Origin of the sequence: Klebsiella sp. 2-CIP_Kleb. (genome assembly GCF_050378715.1) — a bacterium.
Taxonomy (GTDB): Bacteria; Pseudomonadota; Gammaproteobacteria; order Enterobacterales; family Enterobacteriaceae; genus Klebsiella; species Klebsiella quasipneumoniae.
In genome coordinates this window covers 840,520-863,531 of sequence record NZ_JBNRLG010000002.1, presented here as the reverse complement: position 1 = coordinate 863,531, position 23,012 = coordinate 840,520, and the positions used below count along the sequence as shown (strand labels likewise).

General features: G+C 59.0%; 17 protein-coding genes. 3 read left to right on the top strand and 14 right to left on the bottom strand.

Features of this window, described 5'->3' with window-relative positions; translation table 11 throughout:
- The first annotated feature begins 377 nt into the window (after window positions 1-377).
- On the top strand, window positions 378-1,460 hold the full coding sequence (gene ompK35, locus ACQUTP_RS12050) for a porin OmpK35 (protein WP_004201406.1): 1,083 nt from the start codon (window positions 378-380) through the stop codon (window positions 1,458-1,460).
- 187 nt (window positions 1,461-1,647) lie between these two features.
- The gene (locus ACQUTP_RS12045) at window positions 1,648-2,838 is read left to right on the top strand and encodes an amino acid aminotransferase (RefSeq protein WP_017899450.1); all 1,191 of its coding nucleotides are present in this window, start codon (window positions 1,648-1,650) and stop codon (window positions 2,836-2,838) included.
- Window positions 2,839-2,904: 66 nt separating this feature from the next.
- Here the strand turns inward: ACQUTP_RS12045 and ACQUTP_RS12040 are convergent, their stop codons facing one another.
- From ACQUTP_RS12040 to cmoM, 7 genes are all read right to left on the bottom strand, one after another.
- A complete protein-coding gene (locus ACQUTP_RS12040) occupies window positions 2,905-3,552 on the bottom strand; it encodes an MBL fold metallo-hydrolase (RefSeq protein WP_004201404.1) in 648 nt (215 codons plus the stop codon).
- 13 nt (window positions 3,553-3,565) lie between these two features.
- Complete coding sequence (locus ACQUTP_RS12035; RefSeq protein ID WP_004201403.1) at window positions 3,566-4,117, bottom strand: YcbK family protein; 552 nt, start codon at window positions 4,115-4,117, stop codon at window positions 3,566-3,568.
- A 303-nt stretch (window positions 4,118-4,420) separates the two neighbouring features.
- A complete protein-coding gene (gene ldtD, locus ACQUTP_RS12030) occupies window positions 4,421-6,211 on the bottom strand; it encodes a L,D-transpeptidase (RefSeq protein ID WP_004201402.1) in 1,791 nt (596 codons plus the stop codon).
- Between the two features lie 200 nt (window positions 6,212-6,411).
- A complete protein-coding gene (gene mukB / locus ACQUTP_RS12025) occupies window positions 6,412-10,860 on the bottom strand; it encodes a chromosome partition protein MukB (protein WP_023320073.1) in 4,449 nt (1,482 codons plus the stop codon).
- Window positions 10,860-11,564, bottom strand: a complete 705-nt coding sequence (gene mukE, locus ACQUTP_RS12020; RefSeq protein WP_004150840.1) for a chromosome partition protein MukE — start codon at window positions 11,562-11,564, stop codon at window positions 10,860-10,862. The genes mukB and mukE overlap by 1 nt, the downstream gene beginning before the upstream one ends.
- Window positions 11,545-12,867, bottom strand: coding sequence for a chromosome partition protein MukF (gene mukF / locus ACQUTP_RS12015; RefSeq protein ID WP_002898189.1), 1,323 nt, complete (start codon window positions 12,865-12,867; stop codon window positions 11,545-11,547). The genes mukE and mukF overlap by 20 nt, the downstream gene beginning before the upstream one ends.
- Window positions 12,864-13,664 (bottom strand): tRNA uridine 5-oxyacetic acid(34) methyltransferase CmoM, encoded by an 801-nt coding sequence (gene cmoM, locus ACQUTP_RS12010; protein WP_017899447.1) that lies wholly within the window; start codon window positions 13,662-13,664, stop codon window positions 12,864-12,866. Before cmoM ends, mukF begins: the two co-directional genes overlap by 4 nt.
- Window positions 13,665-13,785: 121 nt before the next feature.
- Here cmoM and elyC point away from each other — a divergent pair, with 121 nt between their 5' ends.
- A complete protein-coding gene (gene elyC, locus ACQUTP_RS12005) occupies window positions 13,786-14,565 on the top strand; it encodes an envelope biogenesis factor ElyC (protein ID WP_004201396.1) in 780 nt (259 codons plus the stop codon).
- On the opposite strand, the gene ACQUTP_RS12000 is transcribed toward elyC, so the two are convergent.
- The 7 genes from ACQUTP_RS12000 to ACQUTP_RS11970 form a co-directional block, all read right to left on the bottom strand.
- Window positions 14,542-15,435, bottom strand: coding sequence for a YcbJ family phosphotransferase (locus ACQUTP_RS12000; RefSeq protein WP_004201393.1), 894 nt, complete (start codon window positions 15,433-15,435; stop codon window positions 14,542-14,544). The genes elyC and ACQUTP_RS12000 overlap by 24 nt on opposite strands.
- 137 nt (window positions 15,436-15,572) lie before the next feature.
- A complete protein-coding gene (gene kdsB / locus ACQUTP_RS11995; RefSeq protein ID WP_004201392.1) occupies window positions 15,573-16,319 on the bottom strand; it encodes a 3-deoxy-manno-octulosonate cytidylyltransferase in 747 nt (248 codons plus the stop codon).
- A complete protein-coding gene (ycaR, locus tag ACQUTP_RS11990; RefSeq protein WP_004201390.1) occupies window positions 16,316-16,498 on the bottom strand; it encodes a protein YcaR in 183 nt (60 codons plus the stop codon). Before ycaR ends, kdsB begins: the two co-directional genes overlap by 4 nt.
- A gap of 63 nt (window positions 16,499-16,561) precedes the next feature.
- On the bottom strand, window positions 16,562-17,791 hold the full coding sequence (locus tag ACQUTP_RS11985) for a winged helix-turn-helix domain-containing protein (protein WP_122543113.1): 1,230 nt from the start codon (window positions 17,789-17,791) through the stop codon (window positions 16,562-16,564).
- 54 nt (window positions 17,792-17,845) lie between these two features.
- Window positions 17,846-18,826 carry a tetraacyldisaccharide 4'-kinase gene (lpxK, locus tag ACQUTP_RS11980; RefSeq protein WP_285756196.1) on the bottom strand — a complete coding sequence of 327 codons (981 nt, stop codon included), beginning with the start codon at window positions 18,824-18,826 and terminating at the stop codon, window positions 17,846-17,848.
- Window positions 18,823-20,571, bottom strand: coding sequence for a lipid A ABC transporter ATP-binding protein/permease MsbA (gene msbA / locus ACQUTP_RS11975; RefSeq protein WP_004201387.1), 1,749 nt, complete (start codon window positions 20,569-20,571; stop codon window positions 18,823-18,825). The genes lpxK and msbA overlap by 4 nt, the downstream gene beginning before the upstream one ends.
- 36 nt (window positions 20,572-20,607) lie before the next feature.
- Window positions 20,608-22,872, bottom strand: coding sequence for a ComEC family protein (locus tag ACQUTP_RS11970; protein ID WP_285756194.1), 2,265 nt, complete (start codon window positions 22,870-22,872; stop codon window positions 20,608-20,610).
- Window positions 22,873-23,012: the final 140 nt, after the last annotated feature.

Here is a 23,012-nt window from a genome sequence, read left to right as displayed (position 1 = left end):
ACATCTTGCCAAGACAAAGGCTGAATAAAAAGAAGGCGAATTCAACACATAAAATGAGCAAATTTACCTTTATCCAAATTAATCATAAATATTTCATATAGATAGATATGGAAGGGCGATTTACCTCACCATGTGGAACGGAATTTTGATTAAGTTCACAAAGTTCCCAAAAATACATATTTAGTTACATGTTATTTCGTTTTGTTACTCATATGAGATATTAGTAGCATTTTCCGGCTAGCGAAACGTTGTCGCGGATGGAAAGATGCCTTCAGACACCAAACTCTCATCAATGGTTCTGTAAGTTTTTATTGACAGAACTTATTGACGGCAGTGGCACGTGTTCATATAAAAAATATTAATGAGGGTAATAAATAATGATGAAGCGCAATATTCTGGCAGTGGTGATCCCTGCCCTGCTGGTAGCCGGTGCAGCTAACGCTGCAGAAATCTATAACAAAAACGGCAACAAACTGGACTTCTATGGAAAAATGGTCGGCGAGCACGTCTGGACCACCAATGGCGACACCAGCAGCGACGATACCACCTACGCCCGTATCGGCCTGAAAGGCGAAACTCAGATCAACGATCAGCTGACCGGCTACGGTCAGTGGGAATACAACATGGACGCCTCCAACGTTGAAGGTTCCCAGCCGACCAAAACCCGTCTGGCGTTCGCAGGTCTGAAAGCGGGCGAGTATGGTTCATTCGACTACGGCCGTAACTACGGCGCAATCTACGACGTCGAAGCAGCAACCGATATGCTGGTTGAATGGGGCGGCGACGGCTGGAACTACACCGACAACTACATGACCGGCCGTACCAACGGCGTGGCAACCTACCGTAACTCTGACTTCTTCGGTCTGGTTGACGGCCTGAGCTTCGCGCTGCAGTACCAGGGTAAAAACGACCACGACCGTTCGATTCACAAGCAGAATGGCGACGGCTTCAGCACCGCGGCGACCTACGCGTTCGACAACGGTATTGCGCTGTCTGCTGGCTACTCCGGTTCCAACCGTAGCGTAGATCAGAAAGCTGACGGCAATGGCGACAAAGCCGAAGCCTGGGCAACCTCTGCAAAATATGACGCCAACAACGTTTACGCGGCCGTCATGTACTCCCAGACTTACAACATGACCCCGGAAAACCAGGGTAACTACTTCGCGGGCAAAACCCAGAACTTCGAAGCCGTTGTACAGTATCAGTTCGACTTCGGCCTGCGTCCGTCCATCGGCTACGTACAGACCAAAGGCAAAGACCTGCAGGCGCGCGGCGGCTTCTCCGGCGGCGATGCGGATCTGGTTAAATACGTCGAAGTGGGTACCTGGTACTACTTCAACAAGAACATGAACGTCTATGCGGCGTACAAGTTCAACCAACTGGACGACAACGCTTATACGCGTGAAGCTGGCGTAGCGACCGACGACCAGGCGGCCGTGGGTATCGTTTACCAGTTCTAATTTGCAGTACACCCCTTCGTGATATGCCTTCAGAGCAGGACTTCGGTCCTGCTTTTCTCTATTCGTGAGGCAAAGATCGTATCTTTCGAAAACCTTCGCGCTTTTTGTCGCAAACGGTTGGCAATTCGTTGTTCTCCCGTTAACCTGATAGCGGATTTCCCTTCAGTAATCACAATGGAACCTCGTCATGTTTGAGAACATTACCGCCGCCCCAGCCGACCCGATTTTAGGTCTGGCCGATCTGTTTCGTGCCGATGACCGCCCTGAAAAGATTAACCTCGGAATTGGTGTTTACAAGGATGAAACTGGTAAAACCCCCGTTCTGACCAGCGTCAAAAAAGCAGAGCAGTACCTGCTGGAAAATGAAACGACTAAAAACTATCTGGGCATCGATGGTATTCCTGAATTTGGTCGCTGCACCCAGGAGCTGCTGTTCGGTAAAGGCAATGCGATTATCGCCGATAAACGCGCCCGCACCGCGCAGACCCCGGGCGGTACCGGTGCACTGCGCGTCGCCGCAGACTTCCTCGCCAAAAACACCGACGTGAAACGCGTGTGGGTAAGCAACCCGAGCTGGCCAAACCATAAGAGTGTGTTTACCTCCGCCGGGCTGGAAGTGCGTGAATATGCCTACTACGACGCGGCTAACCACGCGCTGGACTTTGATGGTCTGCTTGCCAGCCTGAACGAAGCCCAGGCGGGCGACGTGGTACTGTTCCACGGCTGCTGCCACAACCCGACCGGTATCGATCCCACGCTCGATCAGTGGCAGACGCTGGCGCAGCTGTCGGTCGAGAAAGGCTGGCTGCCGCTGTTCGATTTCGCCTATCAGGGCTTCGCCCGCGGCCTGGAAGAAGATGCTGAAGGGTTGCGCGCCTTTGCTGCTCTGCATAAAGAGCTGCTGGTCGCCAGCTCCTACTCGAAAAACTTTGGCCTGTACAACGAGCGCGTCGGCGCCTGCACTCTGGTCGCCGCCGATCAGGAGACTGTAGACCGCGCATTCAGCCAGATGAAGTCGGTGATCCGCGCTAACTACTCCAACCCGCCTGCGCACGGCGCGTCCGTGGTCGCGACCATTCTGAGCAACGATGCGCTGAGGGCGATCTGGGAGCAGGAGCTGACCGATATGCGCCAGCGCATTCAGCGCATGCGACTGCTGTTCGTCAACACCCTGCAGGAGAAAGGCGCGAGCCGCGACTTCAGCTTTATCAGCAAACAGAACGGTATGTTCTCGTTCAGCGGCCTGACGAAAGAGCAGGTGCTGCGTCTGCGTGAAGAGTTCGCCATCTATGCGGTCGCGTCCGGCCGTATCAACGTGGCCGGCATGACGCCTGACAACATGGCGCCGCTGTGCGAAGCCATCGTCGCCGTGCTGTAAGCAATATTATTCGATATCAAGAAAAAGGCCGCGAATGCGGCCTTTTTTATGTTCGCGTCAGGTGGGTTACCAGACCGGCATCTCATCCTGCAGGAACGGGTTGTTGCGGCGTTCCTCACCCAGCGTCGACAGCGGACCATGGCCGGGAATAAAGGTCACGTCATCGCCCAACGGCAACAGCTTATCCTTAATGGCCGCGATCAGCTGCCCATGGTCGCCGCGTGGAAAATCACTGCGCCCCACCCCGCCTTTGAAAATCACATCCCCGGAAATAAGCAGTCGGGAAGCGTCATCAAAGAAGACCACATGACCAGGAGTATGGCCTGGGCAGTGCAGCACCCGCAGCGCCACATTCCCCACATTAACCACGTCGCCTTCATTAAGCCAGCGATCCGGACGCAGCGGCTGGCAATCCTCCAGGCCGAACATCCGGCTTTGCGCCGGTAAGCCTTCCAGCCAGAACTCATCTTCTTTTTCCGGACCAATAACCGGCACGCCATAATGCTCCGCCAGTTCCGCAGCGGCGCCGACGTGATCGAGGTGGCCATGCGTCAGCAGAATCTGCATCAGCGTGACGCCAGCCTCCGTCACCACCGCTTTGATACGTTCAGCATCGCCGCCAGGATCGACCAGCGCCGCCAGCCGGGTTTGTTCGCACCAGATAAGAGAACAGTTCTGCGCGAACGCGGTAACCGGAATAATACGATAGTTCATGACGCTCCTTTCGTTACCAGTGCCTTACGGGACCGGTATCAATATGCACAAAGTTACTACGTGGGTAATATCCTACACCACCTGCGCGCATAGATAACGCCGCTTTGCGAATATTGCTTAACGAAATACCTTCAATATGGAAATCCATTGCCTGCCCCTTGGTGTGATAGCTGTGTTTTGCTACACCACGGCTTCGTGCGCGAAGCTCATCATTGGTATCGAGGGAACGATAGCCAGAGATAAGCTGGACAGGTTTGTTGGTGCCAAGTAGTCCCTGCAACCGATAAAGATGATCGAACAGATTTGGATCGATGGACTTAATTTTATTCGCGCGGTAATCACGGAAAAAATGGTTAAGTCTTGCTAATTCATCCTGAATATAGCCTCTGCCATCGAAAAACTCCGCCTTGAGTGATTCACCAGTATGCAGGTTATTCAGCGTCAAAATACGCGGACGGGGGGTCGAGAGGGTGGCAAATGCCGGCGCAGGGAGAATGGCGGCAGCACCCAGCGCAGCACCACCCAACGCCAGCAATCTGCGGCGATTAGCGTCAAATTTGTCCATGATAATCAGGTCTACAGTCAATGAATCGTTATATACTTTTTCCGCCTTGCGCGATGCAGAACCTCAGCACGCCATCGCTCGCCACAGCCTTGATGCAGCCCGGCAAAAGAGAGCGTTCGCGCTGACCGCGCCACGCATTGAGCGGAATGATATGTATATGCACTTCTGGCGCACGAAAGGCACCTTACCGGGCATTATTGCCAACGTCAAGGCAGCCTCACCCCAGGAAAATCGGGCGCTGCAGAGGAGCAGCGCCCTTTTTTACCCAGTGCTAGGACAACAAAATCCATTGAACTACTTCATTTACCTGATTAATTGTTCAGCTTTCGTCAGAATTTGTGCGCTGGATCGCGCGGTGATATCGTAATTGTAAATATCTGTTCGATATTGTGTACGTCCATCAGCGTCCACAAACGCCGTTAAGTAATATAAATTCACCGGTATATTTTGCCGAATATTGACATAGCGCGTGTCCCCTTGCTTCAGGGCATCAGAAATACGCGAGTCATTCCAGCCCGCATCCTGCAGCAGCATATTGGCCAGCTCCGAAGCCTTATTCACCCTCACACAGCCGGAACTGAGCGCACGAACATCCTTCTGGAACAGATTATGGTTCGGCGTATCGTGCAGGTAGATGGCATCGGAGCTCGGCATATTGAACTTGTAGCGTCCGAGCGAGTTACGCGCCCCGGGCGCCTGCTGGAAGCGGAACGGTAAGTTGTTCTCGGTGATGGTCGACCAGTCAACCCGATAAGGATCGATGGTCTCTTTACTATTCCAGCCGCGCATCACGGTGTAGCCATGCTGCTCCAGATAGCCTGGATTGTTACGCACCTTCGGCAGGATATCTTTGCGCGCCAGGGTTGGCGGCACGTTCCACGGCGGATTGACCACCACGTTATTCAGCGCGCTGCTCATCATTGGCGTTTTGCGGTCCGGACGCCCCACAATCACCCGCGAGGCCAGCACCTGGCTGCCGTCCTGGTAATAGACCAGCGAGAACGCCGGAATATTGACCATAATGCCGGTGGATAGTTTGCCCGGCAGTAAGCGTAAACGCTGAATGTTCAGGGCCAGCACCCCTGCGCGCTGCGCGGAAGAGACGTTGAGCCAGTCGCGAGTCGACTGGCCGATGACGCCATCCGCCCCCAGCCCCTGCATCGCCTGGAAGCGCTTAACCCCCTCCACCAACTGGCGATCGTACACGCCGCGCGCCGCGGGTTTGCTCTTTTTCTTCGCCGACGGGCTCACCACATCGCCAGGCAGAACGATATTGGCGGTATTGTCCAGCATCCCGGTACGCTGGAGGATCTCGCGCAGGGCACCGATATCATTGCTCCATTCGCCGGGGCGCAGCGAGCCGCTGCCGGTCATCTGCGGCCACGGGCGAGAATCAGCCACCAGCGCAAGCAGCGACTGATGCATGGCTTCATACTGCGGATGATGCGGCGCCAGGCCGGCGATAAACGCCGGCAGGGAGCCATTGTCCAGCGCCAGCTGCCACTGGTTAATCACCGACAGCGGCGGGGTCGCCATCTTGTACGGCGTTGAACTGTACAACCAGCGGGTCCCCTGGGTGGGGATGCCGCTGATAAAGTGCAGATAGCCCATCATGGCGTCCGACAGCACCACATCGCGCGCCATGCCGCTGACGGCGGGATCGGTCAGCAGACTGACCCAGGTGGTAAATTGCGGCTGAAAACCGGCGATGGCGATCTCCGCCAGCTGCTGCTGGAACGCCTGCACCGCCTCGCGGTTTTCCCACATCGGTTTCATATCCCTGGCGGCGTACAGCGACACCAGCGGATTCATAAAGACGGGTTTATACCCTGCCGGCAACAGCGCCTCGATCTGGGCGCGACTGTTTGCCGCCGTCGCCATCGACAGCGGCTGCTCACCGGCCAGCTTCGCGACCGCCGGCGATTGCCCATCGCTTTGCGCCAGCGCGACAGAGACCTCAGCGGGCGTCGCGGAACTGTCGCCGGGTACGACTTCAGGCTCTTCGGCCTGGACATTGAACAGCGGAGCAAATGCCAGTGCCAGGCTCAGGCTGAGCGCTGACAATGGACGACCATACCGTTTCTTTAGCAACATCCCTTGCCCCCTGTTGTCACACATTGCAGCCCACAAAATTGGGGCTCTTTTTCAGTATATAAAGACGAAAAGGCTTTTGCCTTACCTAATGTAAAGAAGTTTAAAGATTATACCACCCTGGCATAACGGGCTGGATAGAAAAAAAGGGCAACTTAACGTTGCCCTCTTCACCGCTTAGCCGCCAGAATGTTGCCGCAGCCTCAGGAGGCGTCGGCCGTTCCCGGCAGCGCTTCCGGCAGCGGCGCGGCAAACCCGCGCAGCCCCACCACGTGGACGTGTTCGTGATTATTGAACACTTTACGCACCAGTTTATAGGTGGTGCCTTTCTCCGGACTGATGTTCTCCGGCGCCGCGATAATCAGCTGCATCTCCAGACGTTCGCACAGCTCGAACAGCGTGGCGATGGAGCGGGCATCGAGACGCGCCGCTTCATCGAGGAACAGCAGACGGCAAGGCGAGATATCCTTGCCGCGCAGCCGGCGGGATTCATCTTCCCAGCTCTGGACGACCATCACCAGAATCGACATCCCGGTACCGATCGCTTCCCCGGTGGACAGCGCGCCGGACTCCGCGCGTAGCCAGCCGTCGGAGCCGCGGTTAACTTCCACTTCCATCTCCAGATAGTTGCGGTAGTCGAGCAGCTCTTCACCGATGGTTTGCGGCGTGCGCTGCCCCATGTCGATCTGCGGATTCAGGCGCTGATAGAGCTTAGCCAGCGCTTCCGAGAAGGTCAGGCGGTTGCTGTTGAAGAGATCCTGATGCTGTTCATGCTGCTCGGAGAGCACATCGAGCAGCATCGAATGGGTCTCACGCACATTGACGTTCAGACGCACGCTGTTGACCTGGCCGAAGGAGACGCTCTGCAATCCCTGATTGAGCATCCGGATACGATTCTGCTCGCGCTGAATGGTTTTGCGAATAATGTTGGCCACGCTGCGGGAGCTGATGGCCAGCTTCTGTTCGCGGTTTGTTAGCTCTTCGGTCAGGCGGCTGAGCTCAATCTCCATCTGCTCGATCGCTTCCACCGGATCATCGGTGCGGATAATATCCTGGCGGATACGCTCGCGCAGATGCTGGTAGACGGCAACGAAGAACTGAATTTTGCGCTCCGGACGCTTCGGATCTTCCGAGATACGCAGCACGTCGCGCAGATGTTCGTTATCAGCGACCGCCAGACGCAGCGCACCGAGCGCCTTATCCGACATGGAGCGCAGCTCGTCGGCGGAAAGATAGGCCAGCTCGCGGCGGTGCAGACGACGCTCGACGCCGTTGTCTTTCACCAGGCGCATCACCGCGCACCAGCCCGCCTTGGCGGTCACCACCTGCTCGCGCATTTCGCAATAATCGCGCTCTAACTTGCGCAGTTTGCGGGTCAGGTTGTCCATTTCCGCTTCGCAGAAGGTCAACGCTTTCTCCAGCTGATTGCGACGGGAGCGGTTATTGCTCAGCTGCATGTGCAGCTCATCGCGACGCGCACGGGCCCGCTCTTCCGCGCCGGCATCGGCGCGTACGCCAATGTCCTGCAGCTCTTTATACAGATCGTTAAGCAGCTCTTTCTTGGTGTCATACGAGCTCTTCAGCGAGGCCAGCACCTGATTGTACTGGCTAAGCTGCGCCGCATGGGCACGCATCGCGTCGCGCGCGCGGCTGCGTTCGGTTTCCGCCTGCTCCAGACGCTGGCGCAGCTTCTCGTTGAGATCGCTGTTGCCGCTGAGCATTTCCGCCGAATCGGAGTAACTGAAGTGGGCCCGGCGCTGGACGACCTCCGCCAGGGCAAAAGCCTGCTGGCGCGCATCGCGCTGGGTCTGCTGCGCATAGGCGTAATCTTCTTTCAGCTGCTCAAACTGCTCCGGATCGCTCTGCAGCACCGAAACAATAGGCTCCAGCTTCGCCAACTGATTGCCGTGCTGCTGAATAAAGCGCGCGGCCTCCTGCGCTTCATCCAGACGTTCCTGGATCTCGTCCACGCGGTCGGCCAGCGTATCATCCGCCAGCAGATTCAGGCGCGGCAGCAGGCGGTTAAGCGCCGACACGCCCTCTTTCGCCTGCTCATACTGCACGCGGTTCTGTTGGTTATCGCTTTCATGGGCGCTCAGCGCGCGCTCCAGCTCGCCGCGGCGGCTGTTGAGTTTGCGGATCTCTTCTTCTGGATCGTCCTCGAAGGCCACCGCCAGATGGCTGCCGATGAAGCGGCTAAAAGCCTGATGCAAACGCTGTGTTTTCTGCACGTCAAACGACAGGGTCGCAAAACGCTCGGACAGCGATTCACGCTCGGCATGCAGGGTTTCAATGCGGTTTTCACGCGCGGCGCGGCCAAACAGCGGCAGCGACGGAAAGCGCGAATAACGCCACTGGCGGTCGGCAATCTTCACCACCACCGCTTTTTCCAGCTCGTCCACGCTGAATACGCTATCGTCAAAGGACTGCGGATCGCCTTCGATCAGATAGAGATCTTCCGGACAATCCTCCAGCCCTTCAAGCTGCTCGGCAACCTGCGACAGATCCGGCACCACGATGGCATGGCGCGACGGACCGTACAGCGCGGAGAAGTACGGCGCATCGTCAAGGCTAACATCATCGTAGATCTCGGACAGCAGAACGCCGCCGAACCGTTCCGCCAGCGCGTTGAGGCGCGGATCTTCCGAACCGCCCGGCTGGCTGAGACGCTCGATTTCTTCGTCGATGGCGCGCTTGCGGGCGCCGACCTCGTCACGTTCAACGATAGCTTCGCGCTCGCGCTCCAGCAGCTGCTGCAGGTATTCGGTAACCTCCTGGCCGGACTCAAACTGCTCGCCGCTCTGCTCGCACAGCTGGTTAAGGCTATTCTGCGCCGCCAGCCAGACCGGCGCCCGGCGCATCAGCGTCTGAGTGCGCGACTGCAGCTGCTCCAGCTCCTGGCGCAGGGTCATGCGCTGTTCCTGAGCGTTAGAAACGCTGTCGGCCAGCGAAGCGATGCGCGCTTCCAGCTCCTGATGCAGCGTTTCCAGATCGTCGATATCGTAGCGTTTGCCCTGGCGTTTGCAGAACTCAGCCAGCTGGCGCTCGGCGTCCTGCTGCTCGCGCAGGCGCTGCTCCAGCTCGTTGAGGCGGCTGCGCAGCCCCTGCGCCTGCTCGGCCTGGTGGCGCTGGTTCACGCCGTCGCGCAGCAATTCGCGCGCCACGTCCCAGGCTTCATTGCGCGCCAGCGGGCCGTTAATCGCCGCCACCAGCTGGTAGGCCTGTTCAAACTGGCTGTGCGCGGTTTGCGCCACGCTCATTTTCTGTTCCAGCGACAGCATTTTCTCCGTCGCTTCCTGCTCTTTCGCCTGGAAAGTTTCCAGCCACTCGTCGGCGCTCTCCGGCGTCAGGTCCGGCAGATGGCACAGCGCCTTCGCGCGCTCCAGCGCCTGCAGCGCCTGGTGATACTGAATGGCTCGGGTCTGCTGCACGTCAAGCGCCTGCTGATAGTCGGCGAGCTGGTTTTTCAGCTCATCCACTTCCAGCTCGGCGGCCTCGGCGCGGGCTTCGTTCTCTTCCTGGCGATCGATGGCTTCCGCCACCACTTCGTTCTGCTCTTCCAGACGGATCTGCAGCTCGTCGAGATCCGCTTCGTAGCGCTCGATTTTTTCCTGCTGACGCAGCGCGGTCTGCACCAGGTTCAGGTGATCGCTGGCGGCCTGGTAATCCGCTTCCAGATCGCCTTCTGCGCCGTTATGCTCCTGCAGCTCGCGCGCCATGTCGACGTGCTTATACTGCTCCGCCGCCAGTTGCGAACGCGAGGTAAAGAGATCGCGACGATACTCCAGCGCCTTATCAAGATGAATACGCCGCTCGTTGGCGTGACGCATATAGTCCGCCGCCACGTAGTTGGTGGCTTCGCTAATCAGATGTTTGAACAGATCGCGATCGGACTGGGTGACGCGGATCGCCTCGAGAGTCATGCGGTTTTCTCGCAGCGCCGCTTCCATATCCTGGAATGCCTTACGCACGCCGCTGTTTTCCGGCAACAGGTAGTCGCGCAGCGAGCGGGTAATGGTGCTGGAGATCCCGCCGTAGAGCGAGGCCTCGATCAGGCGATAATATTTACTTCGATCGGAGGCGGAACGCAGACGGCGCGCCACCACGCCCAGATCGAACATCAGCGAATGATACTCGGTGATCGAGTTGAACTGCTTAAACTGGACCCCTTCCATCGCCTCGAGCTTGTCTTTCAGCTCATTGAGACTGACTACGCGCGCCTGGCGATCGTTCAGCGTTTCGGTTAACAGCTGGGTCGGCAGGATAGAGGTGGGCAGCCCCTGAATGGCGAAAGGCTTGATATCGACTTTGCGATCGCGCCCGGCAACCTGCTGCAGGCGCACGCCGACCACCACGCGCTGATGGCGGGAGTTGATAACGTCGAGCACTGAGTAACAGACGCCGGCGCGCAGCTTACCGTGCAGGCCTTTATCGCGTGAGCCGCTGGTGGCCCCCGCTTCGGTGGTGTTACGGAAGTGCAGCAGGGTTAAATCGGGGATCAGCGCCGTGACGAAGGCCGCCATGGTCGTCGACTTACCGGCGCCGTTCCCCCCGGAGAGGGTGGTGACCAGTTCATCAAGATCAAAGGTCCGGGCAAAGAAGCCGTTCCAGTTAACCAGCGTCAGCGAGCGAAACTTACCGCGTTCAATCATTACTCTTCCTCCCCGCTATCCGGCTGGTTCTCTTCATTCTCATCATTGAGCTGCAGGTGATTTTCCAGGGCCATCGCTTCCCCGTCGCGGATCAGGCGGCGCTGCGCCTCGCGCGGGTCGTCGCCGGCGCGTACATCGGCGCCAAAGCGGAATACCGATTCGGTAATGCGGAACTTACTGCTGTCGTGGCCCATAAACCACACCATCCCCAGACGGCGCAGGCGGTTTAGCGACGCGCGCATTTTTTCCTGCAGCTTCTGACGGTCCAGATCCGAACCGGTGGAACGGTTGTTGACCAGCTTCAGCAGCCTGGATTCATCCGCCAGGGTCAGCAGCTCGTCATACAGCTCCTGCTGGGTGAAAATTCCTTCGTTTGCCAGGCGCTCCGGGCTGAGATAGAGATAGCAAAGAATTTTGCCCACCATCATATCCAGTTCGGACAGCACCGAGCGTGAAATCAGGGTTGTGGAACGCGGGCGCAGGTAGAAAAACCCCTCCGGCGCGCGGATCAGCTCGACGTTATAGCGAGCGTAAAACTCTTCCAGATAATCCTGGAAGTCCATCAAAAATGCGTGATTATCCAGCTCGTCGAGGCCGATATGTCGGCCCGCGCGCAAGGCGCTGTCCAGCGCCGGAAATAACGGATTGGCCAACGCCTGCGCCAACTTAACCGGCATCACTTGTTCAATATTTGTCAATGACATGCGCCTGTACCTTGGCTCCGTAATCATTAATCGGCTGCCATTTGGCTGGCAGTCCGGTGAAATCTGCCTGGGCGACGCCCAGCTGTACCGCCTGATCCACGACGATCCGCGCCACGTCGAAGTGACGCCCGCGCGGATACTGCGCCAGGAACTCCCGCGCCACCAGGCCGAGATCCAGCGGTATTCCTTTCTCTTTATAGACCGCCAGCTGCGCTTCGATCAGCGCCGCCAGCTGCTCGCGAATTTCGTTAAACTCTTCAAATTCGAGGTCCGCCGGCAGCTCGCCGGTGACCTCTTCATCGCGCAGGGCCATCTCCTCGTCGCGCATATCCAGCAGACGGTCGGCGTTGGCGTAAGTCAGCGCCCACGGCTCATCAAAATAGGTCTGTACCGACTGGCGCAGACGCTGGGCGAAGACGCGGTTCTTATCCATATCGATAGCGGTACGGATAAACTTGTGCACGTGGCGGTCATAGCCGATCCACAGGTCAATCGCCTGTTGGCCCCAGCTGACGATGCGGTCCAGCTTGCTTTGCAGGTCGAACACCAGCCGGTCGACAAAATGGAGATCGTCGCGCGCCATGGTCGAATCCTGAATGCGCAGCAGATTCGCCTGCAGCTTATCCCCCGCCGCATCCAGCGTATCCTGCAGTTCACGCAGGGTGCCGGAGGTTTCCGACAGCAACAGTTCACAGCTGGAAATCGCCGCGCGCCAGTCTTTGTTCAACAGCTGCGCGATATCGTCTTTCACCAGCTGCTGCTGCTCATCCATGATGCGCTGCGTCAGGTCGATGCTGTCGAAAATTTCCGCTACCGAATACTTCAGCGGGGCAAAAACGTTGCGATGCCAGTGAAACTCATCGCCGCCCTCTTCCGCAGCATCCGCCGCGCGCTTCAGCTCGCCGGCGACGATCGACAACTGCATCGAGAGACGCAGCGTCGAAAATTCGCGCTGCCGGATATAATAATCGGTGATCCCGATCCCCAACGGCGTCAGACGATAGATTGCATTGCCTTCGGTAATTTCGCTGGTAAAGCGGTTCAGCAGACGCTGGCGCACCAAATCGTTGATGGCGTTATTGGCGCGCTGGCTGATGGTTTCGCTGGTCTGCTCAAACGCATCACTCACGTGGCGGAACGCATCCACCAGTTCTCCCTCGCTCATTTCCCCTTCCAGCCGTTCGCCATTCAGGGTGGCGATCGCCAGCAGGAAAGAGAGTCTGTCGACCGGCAGCGAGATAGAAAAATCATTTTTCCTGGCCCAGGCAACCAGTTCGGGGACTGTCTGGGAAAATTCACTCATACTTTATCCTTGCATCTGCGGCTATGAGCCTGGCTCTTAAGCGCGGTGACATGAATATAACGGCCCAGGCTGAGGTACGGCTCCTGACGACAGTAGCGCGTCTCCAGCTCCAGCAGCGCCGCATAGCTGTCATGCTGTTGGCGTTTTTCACGCAGATAATCATGAAACACCCGCACGCCGGTTTTGCTGACAATCTGCCAGCCAATCTCTTCCAGCCAGTGATAAACCTGCTGCGGCTCACGCGGATAGTCCGGCGACAGCGTGCGTTTTTTCTTTTTTGGCATGCCCAGTTGTACGTAATCGAAATTACCGGCAACCATATTGTGCATCAGCAGGCCGTTAGCATTGTAGAACATCAACGACAAGCCGCCGCCAGGACGCAGCGTCGACCACAGGGTACGCAGCACCGCTTGGGGCTCCGCCACCCACTCCAGCACCGCATGAAACAGTACCAGATCGACCGGGCTTTCCAAGTGCTGCGCAATATCCTGAGCCGCGCATTGTACAAAATGCATGTTGTCGATCACACCTTTATCGACAGCAGCCTGGCGGGCGCGGGCCACCATTTCAGCGGAGAGATCGCACAGCGTCACGTGATGACCCAGTTGCGCCACTTTAATGGCCGTTTGCCCTTCGCCGCCGCCGGCATCCAGTACCCTCAGCGGCCCCGGCCCCAGCTGCGCCAGCAGCGGCTCCAGATCCTGCCAGAGGATCGCCTGGCGCAGCTGGCCTTTTGTGGTGCCGTAAATATTGCGCGAAAACTTTTCAGCAATGTCATCGAAATTGCGATCCTGCACGGGCGACTCCACAAGCCAACACAAAACCGCTATTTTGTCATACCCACGCCGAGAATGAAGCGATCTGTTATAAGATCCGAACATAACTTTGGTTATATGGTTAAAAAAGGAACCATCTGGCATGCTTTTCACGCTAAAAAAGATCGTCGGCGGTCTGCTGCTACCGCTTCCTGCCCTGCTGTTGCTGATCGGTATCGGGATCGCCCTGTTATGGTTCAGCCGCTTTCAACGTACCGGGAAGTTTTGCGTGAGCCTCGGCTGGCTGCTGCTGACGCTGCTGAGCCTGCAGCCCGTGGCAGACAGCCTGCTTAAACCGATAGAAGATCGCTATCCCACCTGGCGCGGCGAGCAGCCGGTGAGCTACGTGGTGGTGCTGGGCGGCGGCTATACCTGGAACCCGGAGTGGGCGCCTAGCTCTAACCTTATCAGCAACAGCCTGCCGCGCCTGACGGAGGGCATTCGCCTGTGGCAGGAGAATCCGGGATCGAAAATGATCTTTACCGGCGCGGCGGCAAAAACCAACCCCGTCAGCACGGCGGAGGCCGGGGCGAGAGTGGCGGAGAGCCTCGGCGTACCGCGCAGCGATATCATCGTGCTCGATAAGCCGAAAGATACGGAAGAGGAAGCGCTGGCGGTGAAGGGCGCCATCGGCGACGCCCCCTTCCTGCTGGTCACCTCGGCGTCGCATCTTCCGCGGGCGATGATCTTCTTTCGCCATGCCGGTCTGGATCCGCTGCCCGCGCCGGCTAATCAGATGGCGGTCACATCACCGCTCAATCCGTGGGAGCGGGTCATTCCTTCACCGGTGTGGCTGATGCACAGCGACCGGGTCGGCTATGAAACGCTTGGTCGCGTCTGGCAATGGCTGAAAGGCAGCTCAGGCGAGCCAGGGCAGGAGTGATTTTGCGGCGAGGTCGAAACGGGCGCGGTCAAAGCGCCCGGTATTGACCAGGCTATCCACCTCATCCCACAGCAGATAAAGCCAGCGCCGCCAGACAAAGGCCTCGGAGACCGGCGCCTGCTGCAGGTAACGCCATAGCAGCTGCTCGGCCTGGCCCCCCTCCGCGAGACGGAACAGTTCGTACTCCCGCGGCGCCCACAGCATCATCCCCGGACCAACCATCGCCAGCAGCTGATCGCTGCGCGGATCTTTCAGCATGCTGCGCAGGGTGAAATTGCCGTGCACCAGTACGGCATTATCATTGAAATCGCGGAACAGCTCCGGCAGACACTCGCGGGAGCGGAACAAAACCCGCTTATCCTGCATGGTCAGACCGGTGTCCTGATACAGGTTCAGGGTGCTCCACAACATCGCCACCCGCTGCCGGTACCAGTTCGGCCACAGATTGTCCTGGGTATTATCGACCATCCCCACGCAGCCGCCGCTGTCCTGACGATGCCAGGCCAGCAGCGCCTCGACGATCTGCTCCTGCAGCTGCTCCCAGCGCGCCGGGGTGCGGGTGGGCGCCTCCACCGGGACGCCGCGCAGACGCTCAAGCAGCAGCACGTCCGGCCCGGGATGCTCTTCATGCGTCATCACGCCATAGACCACCGGCATGCGCACCGTACCGCTGCGCGCCAGAGTGGAGATCTTCCAGGCCAGCTGCCGCGCCACGCCGGGGGTGGTGAAACTTCGCGCCAGCAGCGGCATCGGATTTCCCTGCGCGTCATACAGGGACCACAGCGCCGTAGCGGCTTTTTCACTGACACACTCCACCCGGCTCAGCTTTTCGCCAAGCAGGTGACTCAGTTCGGTTCGCAACTGTTCCATTGTCGATTACCCCTATGAACACTACTGATTTCATAATGAGCGCCCGCACCTGGGTTGTCATCGGATAAGATCAAAAATGGGCAAAAAAAGCATAAAACCGGTGGGGATATCCCCTCCTGCAAGGAGGGGACAGAGGACTAACGCAGTTCAGCGCGGACGCGCGCCAGATCTTCAGGGGTATCGACGCCGGTGCCGGGCACTTCGGCCGCCACGGCGACATGGATCTTCTCGCCATACCACAGCACCCGCAGCTGCTCGAGCATTTCTATCTGCTCCAGCGGGCTTGGCGCCCAGCTGACATAGCGGCGAATAAAGCCGGCGCGATAGCCATAGATGCCGATGTGGCGCAGCAGAGAATCACCAATGGCGTCGCGGGAGTGGGCAAAGCGATCGCGATCCCAGGGAATGGTGGCACGGGAGAAATAGAGCGCATAGCCCTGCGCATCCATCACCACTTTGACCGCATTTGGATTAAACGCCTCTTCCGCATCGTGGATCGGTACCGCCAGCGTCGCCATTCCGCTGGTGCTGGCAGCCAGATTCTCCGCCACCTGGCGGACGATAGCCGGGGGGATCATCGGCTCATCGCCCTGGATATTGACGATGATGGTGTCATCGCTGAACGCGCACTTCTCCACCACCTCCGCCAGCCGTTCGGTGCCGGATTGATGGTCGGCGCGGGTCATGCAGACCTCGCCGCCGGCGGCTTCAACCGCCCGGGCGACCTCTTCGTGATCGGTGGCGACAATAATGCGATCCGCGCCGGATTCGCGGGCGCGCTCCAGCACATGGACAATCATCGGCTTGCCGTTAATGTCCTGCAGTGGTTTTCCCGGCAGGCGCGTGGAGGCGAAACGCGCAGGAATAATGACCACGAAACTCATGAGTGACTCTCTTCTACCGCCAGCGGACGCGCTTCTGTCTCCAGCAGCACAGGGATACCGTCGCGCAGTGGAAACGCCAGACTATCAAGTTTGCAAATAAGTTCTTGCTTATCCTGACTGTAATACAGCTTACCGTTACAGACCGGGCAGGCGATGATTTCAAGTAAACGGTGATCCATGTTTCCTCCTGATGGACCGGATAGATTTCTCAGCAGCATAACACAGGAAGGTCGGCGCCGGGATCAATCGGCATCGATTTCCCATCCTCGCTCCTGGCCGACAAACAGCCCTTCCGGCAGGCGTCGACACAGGATCCGGTCTGCCGATTGCCAGCGTGCGAAGTCGTTGATCGCCCGGCGCAGCCCCTGCTCCAGACCACGGGTGATCTTCACCTCATCCTCCAGCCACAGGGCGAAGATCTCCAGCTCCCGGCTTTTGCGATGTATTTTACTGTCCATCCGCCCGACCAGTTTCCCCTGGTGCAGCAGAGGCAGTACGAAGTAGCCATACTGACGCTTCGGCGCCGGGGTATAGCACTCCAGGCGATAGCTGAAGTTGAACAGTTGCTCAGCGCGCTTCCGATCCCAGACCACCGGGTCGAAGGGCGAGAGCACGGCGCTATGGCTGGCGGTAAGTTTACCGCCGGGCGCGGACTCCAGCTGCGCCAGCGCGTCGCGATGCAGCCACATCTCGCCAAGCGCCTCCACGTCGACTGGCACAACCAGGCCCTCTTCCTGCCAGGCCGCCAGCAAACCCGGTAGCGCCGGCTGACGTAAACGATAGTAATCCGCCAGCCACTGGGGGCGAAAGATGCCGAGGCTGCGGGCGCTGTTGCGCAGCATGATGGCCTCCGCAGCGTCGCGGGGCAGCGCATCGCGCTCGTCGTCCCAGTGCGGCATCACCCGCCGGGTTAAATCATACACGCGGTGAAAGTTGCGCCGCTCCACCACCATCACTTCACCGGCGGTAAACAGCCCTTCCAGGTGGCGCTTATGCGGTTTCCACTCCCACCAGCCGCTGGCGCCTTTGCGTGTGTGGGCAAAATCCGCCGAGCGAACCGGTCCGTTTTGTCCGATATGCGCCACCAGCTCTGCAATACTTCCGGCATGCTCCTCCATCCACGCGCGATGATATTTCCAGCCCATCTTGTCGGGGTTCAACATTCGGTGGCGCACAAGGGCGAAATCGCTGCGCGGTAGAAAACAGGCTTCATGCGCCCAGTATTCCATCAGCTCGCCGCTGCGCAATGACTCATCCAGCCAGTGCTGCGGATAGCTGCCGAGGCGGCTGAACAACACCAGGTAGGGGCTGCGGGCCACCACGTTGATGGTATCGATTTGCAGCAGCGACATTTGCTGGATGGTGGAAAGGATGTCATTCGGGCGAGCGCGACGCCGGGGCTTTTTTAATAACCCCTGCGCCGCGAGATGGAGGTGGCGCGCCTCATTAATCGATAGTTGCAATACCGACATGCAGGTTCTCCGTCAGGAATTCCAGCACAGCGGCGAGCAAAGCCGGCGCGTCGGTTAACGTTGCGCCAACGCCGCTAAGTCCGCAAGCAACCGCTGTGCGCGTTCATCGGCCATTATGGCGTCGACCGGTAAATACCACCAGTTCGCAGCGGCGAAATCGCGACATTTCACGGCGTCTTTCTCGGTCATCAGCAGCATCTGCCCGGCGGTTACCAGAGCGGTGACATCGGCCTGGCTCAGCGCCTGATGGTCCGCCAGCGCCACGGTTTTGACCGGCTGGACGCCACAGCTTTCGAGGGTGGCGAAAAAGCGCGGCGGATGGCCGATGCCGGCCATTGCCACTACGTTAGTGAAGGTAGAGACATCGCGACGTTCGCCGGTAAGCAGGTTGACCGCCATCCCGGGACGCAGCTGCATCGGGATCTCTCCCGGACGCGACACGCCGCCGTTGACGATAATCGCATCAACGCTTTGCAAGCGCGATGCCCGCTCACGCATCGGCCCGGCAGGCAGCCACCAGCCGTTGCCAAAGCGGCGCACGCCGTCGATGACGACAATTTCCCGGTCCCGCGCCAGCTTATAGTGCTGCAACCCATCGTCGGTCACGATAATCTGCAGCTCGTGCGCGCTGAGCAGCGCTTTCACCGCGTCGCTGCGCAGCGGAGAGACCGCCACCGGCGCGCCGGTGCGCTGATGGATGAGCACCGGTTCATCGCCTGCCTGCGCCGTACTGGTCCGGTCAGTTAATACCAGCGGGTAGCGTTCGGCTTTACCGCCGTAGCCGCGAGAGACCACCCCAACGCGAATGCCGCGCTGCTGCAGTTGCTCCACCAGCCAGATCACCACCGGCGTTTTACCGTTGCCGCCGGCGGTCAGGTTACCGACCACCACCACCGGCACCGGCGCGCGCCAGGCTTTTTTCCACCCCAGCTGATAGCTGAGGCGAATCAACGCGCTCACCAGGCCATACAGCCAGGAGAGCGGCAGCAGCAGGCGCCACAGCGGCGACTCACCGGACCAGATGCGCGCGATCATTCGCCGAATTGCATCTTATGCAGCTGGGCGTATACGCCTTTATGCTCCAGCAGGTCGTGGTGCGTTCCGCGCTCCACGATCCGCCCGTCTTCAACCACCACAATCTCATCAGCCTGCTCAATGGTTGACAGACGGTGGGCAATAACCAGCGAGGTGCGGTTTTTCTGCAGCTCATCCAGCGCCGCCTGAATCGCACGCTCGGACTCGGTATCCAGCGCCGAGGTGGCTTCATCGAGGATCAGGATCGGGCTGTTACGCAGTAGCGCACGGGCGATAGCAATACGCTGGCGCTGGCCGCCGGACAGCATCACGCCATTTTCGCCGATGATGGTATCCAGGCCATTGTCCATCTTGTTGATGAAGTCCATGGCGTAGGCCATTCGCGCAGCCTCTTCAATCTGCTCGCGGCTGTACTCTTCAGTACGGGCATAGGCGATGTTATTGGCGACGGTATCATTGAACAGGTGCACGTTCTGTGAAACCAGCGCTACCTGGTCGCGCAGCGAGCTCAGCTTGTACTCGCGCAAGTCATGGCCATCCAGCAGGATCTGCCCATCGTCGACATCGTAGAAGCGCGTGATCAGGCTGGCGATGGTCGATTTACCCGAACCGGAGCGTCCCACCAGCGCCACAGTTTTCCCTTCCGGGATATCGAGATTGATATTGCGCAGCGCGGCCACTTCGCGACCCGGATAGGTAAAGGTGACGTTCTCGAACTTGAGATTGCCTTTCGCCCGCTCAATGACGCGGGTACCTTCGTCTTTCTCCTGCTCGGAATCGAGGATCGCAAACAGCGTCTGGCATGCCGCCATCCCGCGCTGGAACTGGGCATTGACGTTGGTCAGAGACTTCAGCGGACGCATCAGCGCAATCATGGAGGAGAAGACCACGGTAATGGTCCCAGCGGTCAGGGTGTCCATCACGCTCGGGAAGCTGGCGGCATACAGGACAAAGGCCAGCGCCAGGGAGGCGATAAGCTGAATGATCGGGTCGGAGATAGACGAGGCGGAAACCATTTTCATCCCCTGCAGGCGCATTTTATTGCTGACCTTATCAAAACGTTTGGTTTCCACTTCCTGGCCGCCAAACATCAGCACCTCTTTGTGCCCTTTCAGCATCTGCTCAGCGCTGGTGGTGACCTGCCCCATCGTGTTCTGCATATTCTTACTGATATTGCGAAAACGCTTGGAGACCACGCGGATTGCTACCGACACGATCGGCGCCAGTACAATTAGGATCAACGACAGCTGCCAGCTGTAATAGAACATCATCACGAACAGGCCGATAATCGATGCCCCTTCGCGGACCACGGTGATCAGCGCGCTGGAAGAGGAGGAAGCGACCTGTTCAGAATCATAGGTGATACGTGACAGCAGCGTCCCGGTAGACTGCTTGTCAAAGAAAGCCACCGGCATGCCCATCATGTGGCCGAACAGGCGACGACGCATGGTCATCACCACTTTGCCGGAAACCCAGGAGATACAATAGCTCGAGATGTAGCTGGTGATCCCACGCAGCACCATCAGCCCGATAACCACCAGCGGCATCCATAGCAGCACTGAGCGATCCGTTTTACCAAAACCATCATCCAATAACGGTTTAAGAAGCGATAACATGAAGGTGTCACTGCCCGCGTTAAGCACTAACGCCACCGCCGCTACGATTAGCCCGGCTTTAAACGGTGCAATAATCGGCCAAAGTCGGCGGAAGGTCTGCCACGTGGAGAGATCTTTATCGTTCTGCATTCAATAAACCAGCTTGTGTTGAAATAGCCGCATATTCTACCCGTTATCGGCGGGCGCGCCAAACCACTGATGATACCAACGAGGTAAAACTTGATCCCGTAAGCTATGGATTTGCCACCCTTCTGCAGAAAAAACCACCGTTATCTGCCCCTGCTGCGGCGTGGCGAACCAGCGATACCCCCGCTGGCGATAGCGCTGAACGACCTTGTGCGAGGGCATCCGCCACGCATTGTAGCGCGAAGCGGAAACCAGCGCGGCCGCGCCATCCACCCACCGGACCAGCAGTTCGCTGGAGGAGGTGTTGCTGCCGTGATGGGGAACCTGGATAAGTGTAGACGCCAGATGCTGCCAGTAGCGGCTGATCATCGCCTGCTCCGCCTGACGTTCTATATCGCCGGTCAGCAGGATGCTGGAGCGACCGTCATCGATTCGCACCACGCAGGAGTGATTGTTTCCCTTTGCCGCGCTGCCCGGCAGCGGCCACAGCGCCTGGAAAGTGAGTCCCTGCCACTGCCAGCGTTCGCCGCGATGGCACGGCAGATGACGCGCCCAGCCTAAAGGGCTGCGCACCCACGCCTGCGGCCATGCCTGCAGCACGGATTCGAGGCCGCCGCGATGGTCAAGATGCTCGTGGCTCAGCATAATCCCCTGCAGCTGCAGATGGTGCCAGCGCAGCCAAGGGATAATCACCTGTCGACCGCTGTTGCCCTGCGGCCATGCCGGCCCGGTATCGTACAATAACGCCTTGCCGTGACGTTCGATCACCATCGCCAGCCCCTGCCCGACATCCAGCATCGTCACCCGCCATTGGTCCGCGGGCGGTTGCCGGCTGAATGGCCGCGCCAGCAAAAACAGCACACTCAGGCACAGCGCCGGAGTATACCGCCAGCTCTGAAAACGCCAGCCCATCACCAGCAGCCACGGCAGGCTACTGATCCAGAGCCAGCGGGCATCCAGCGTCAGCCAGCCGTCCGGTAAACGTCGTAACCCCCAGAACAACACCGCCAGCACGCGATCGGCTGCCAGCCAGATCAGCGACGCCACCACTTCCGGTCCAGTGAGATGCAGGAGCATTCCGGCGAGAATGAGCGGCACCGCCAGCAGGGTCACTAACGGTACCGCCAGCAAATTAGCGGCCATCGACGTCAGGCTTATGCCATGGAAGAGCAGCAGCTGCAGTGGCATCAGCAGCAGCGTCACGCCAGCCTGCAAATGCACGAGGGCGAACAGCGCTTTCCACGGCCAGCGCCAGCGACTGTCAGGCAGCGGTAAACACTGGAACCAGAAGATCAGCCCCGCCACCGCGAAGGCGGATAGCCACAGGCTTTGCGACAACACCGCCAGCGGATCGGCAACAAGAATCGCTCCCAGACAGCAGAGCCACACCTGCCACGCCGTCCAGCGTTGACCCGACAAACGTAAAGCACAACAGACTGCAAGCCCTACGCAAGTGCGCAGGGCCGGTGGCTGCATACCGGTCAGCCAGGCATAGCCGACTGCGCCCGCCAGCCCAGCCAGCAGCGGTAGCCGCCAGCCGATCCAGCGCCCCGGGAAAAGGGACTGTAAACCGCGCAGCAGGAGCACGATCAGGGAAGCCGCAAGAGCAATATGCAAACCGGAGATAGCCATCAGGTGGGAGGTGCCTGTGTTCTGCATCAGGACTTTGATCTCCGCCGGCAGCACCAGCCGCTCCCCCATCCCCAGGCCCAGCATCACCGGATGCCAGGGATAAGTCTGCAATCGCCGGGTCAGCGACGCCAGGTAGCGGGCGCGCAGACTGCAGCGGGTATCCAACGCGGAAGCGGCGACGATCCCCCCGCTCAGCGGCCGATGCTGGGCCAGCGCATAGCGCTGGCTGTCGAAGCCTCCGTCATTGAGCTGCCCATGCACCGGCCGCAGGCGCAGCGTCATCATCCAGCGCTGCCCCGCACAGACGGGGGCTGGTGCAAGTTCCCCGTATAACGTCACGCCAACCGGGGGGAACAGGAAGCGGTCCGCCAGGCGCACAATCTGTCCGCGGTGCAGAGTCTGGCCATCCGTCTCGTGGAGGAACACTTCCGCCTGCCGGGCGGCGCCGGTGAGGTGCTGCGTTGGCCACAGCGCCTGATATGCGCTCAATACTCCCCAGACCATCAGCAGAAGCGTCATCGCCACAACGGCGATGACCGTCCCGCGCAGACGGGTCAGCAACAGCGCCAGTACGCCGGCGAACGCCAGAATGCCCGGGCCCGGCAACGCGGGTAGCCAGAGTAGCGGCAGTATCGCGATGATGGCGCATCCGGCAAGCCATGGTAGACGCATAAACACCTCCCTGTGAGCGGGCAGTGTTACGCAAAGCGAAGCTGACGTCCTCGGGCAGAATTCAGGCGCGCGTGCAGCGTTCCAGACAATCGTCACGTTTGCAGTCAGGCGCTTTTTTTTTGCGAAGCGGGACGTAAATG

Coding starts and splice junctions, on each gene's coding strand:
- kdsB (WP_004201392.1), bottom strand. CDS start 16,319: ATGAGTTTCGTGGTCATTATTCCTGCGCGTTTCGCCTCCACGCGCCTG.
- mukF (WP_002898189.1), bottom strand. CDS start 12,867: ATGAGTGAATTTTCCCAGACAGTCCCCGAACTGGTTGCCTGGGCCAGG.
- ACQUTP_RS12035 (WP_004201403.1), bottom strand. CDS start 4,117: ATGGACAAATTTGACGCTAATCGCCGCAGATTGCTGGCGTTGGGTGGT.
- ACQUTP_RS12045 (WP_017899450.1), top strand. CDS start 1,648: ATGTTTGAGAACATTACCGCCGCCCCAGCCGACCCGATTTTAGGTCTG.
- mukE (WP_004150840.1), bottom strand. CDS start 11,564: ATGTCATTGACAAATATTGAACAAGTGATGCCGGTTAAGTTGGCGCAG.
- ompK35 (WP_004201406.1), top strand. CDS start 378: ATGATGAAGCGCAATATTCTGGCAGTGGTGATCCCTGCCCTGCTGGTA.
- ACQUTP_RS12000 (WP_004201393.1), bottom strand. CDS start 15,435: ATGGAACAGTTGCGAACCGAACTGAGTCACCTGCTTGGCGAAAAGCTG.
- ACQUTP_RS11970 (WP_285756194.1), bottom strand. CDS start 22,872: ATGCGTCTACCATGGCTTGCCGGATGCGCCATCATCGCGATACTGCCG.
- mukB (WP_023320073.1), bottom strand. CDS start 10,860: ATGATTGAACGCGGTAAGTTTCGCTCGCTGACGCTGGTTAACTGGAAC.
- lpxK (WP_285756196.1), bottom strand. CDS start 18,826: ATGATCGCGCGCATCTGGTCCGGTGAGTCGCCGCTGTGGCGCCTGCTG.
- elyC (WP_004201396.1), top strand. CDS start 13,786: ATGCTTTTCACGCTAAAAAAGATCGTCGGCGGTCTGCTGCTACCGCTT.
- ycaR (WP_004201390.1), bottom strand. CDS start 16,498: ATGGATCACCGTTTACTTGAAATCATCGCCTGCCCGGTCTGTAACGGT.
- ACQUTP_RS12040 (WP_004201404.1), bottom strand. CDS start 3,552: ATGAACTATCGTATTATTCCGGTTACCGCGTTCGCGCAGAACTGTTCT.
- ldtD (WP_004201402.1), bottom strand. CDS start 6,211: ATGTTGCTAAAGAAACGGTATGGTCGTCCATTGTCAGCGCTCAGCCTG.
- msbA (WP_004201387.1), bottom strand. CDS start 20,571: ATGCAGAACGATAAAGATCTCTCCACGTGGCAGACCTTCCGCCGACTT.
- ACQUTP_RS11985 (WP_122543113.1), bottom strand. CDS start 17,791: ATGTCGGTATTGCAACTATCGATTAATGAGGCGCGCCACCTCCATCTC.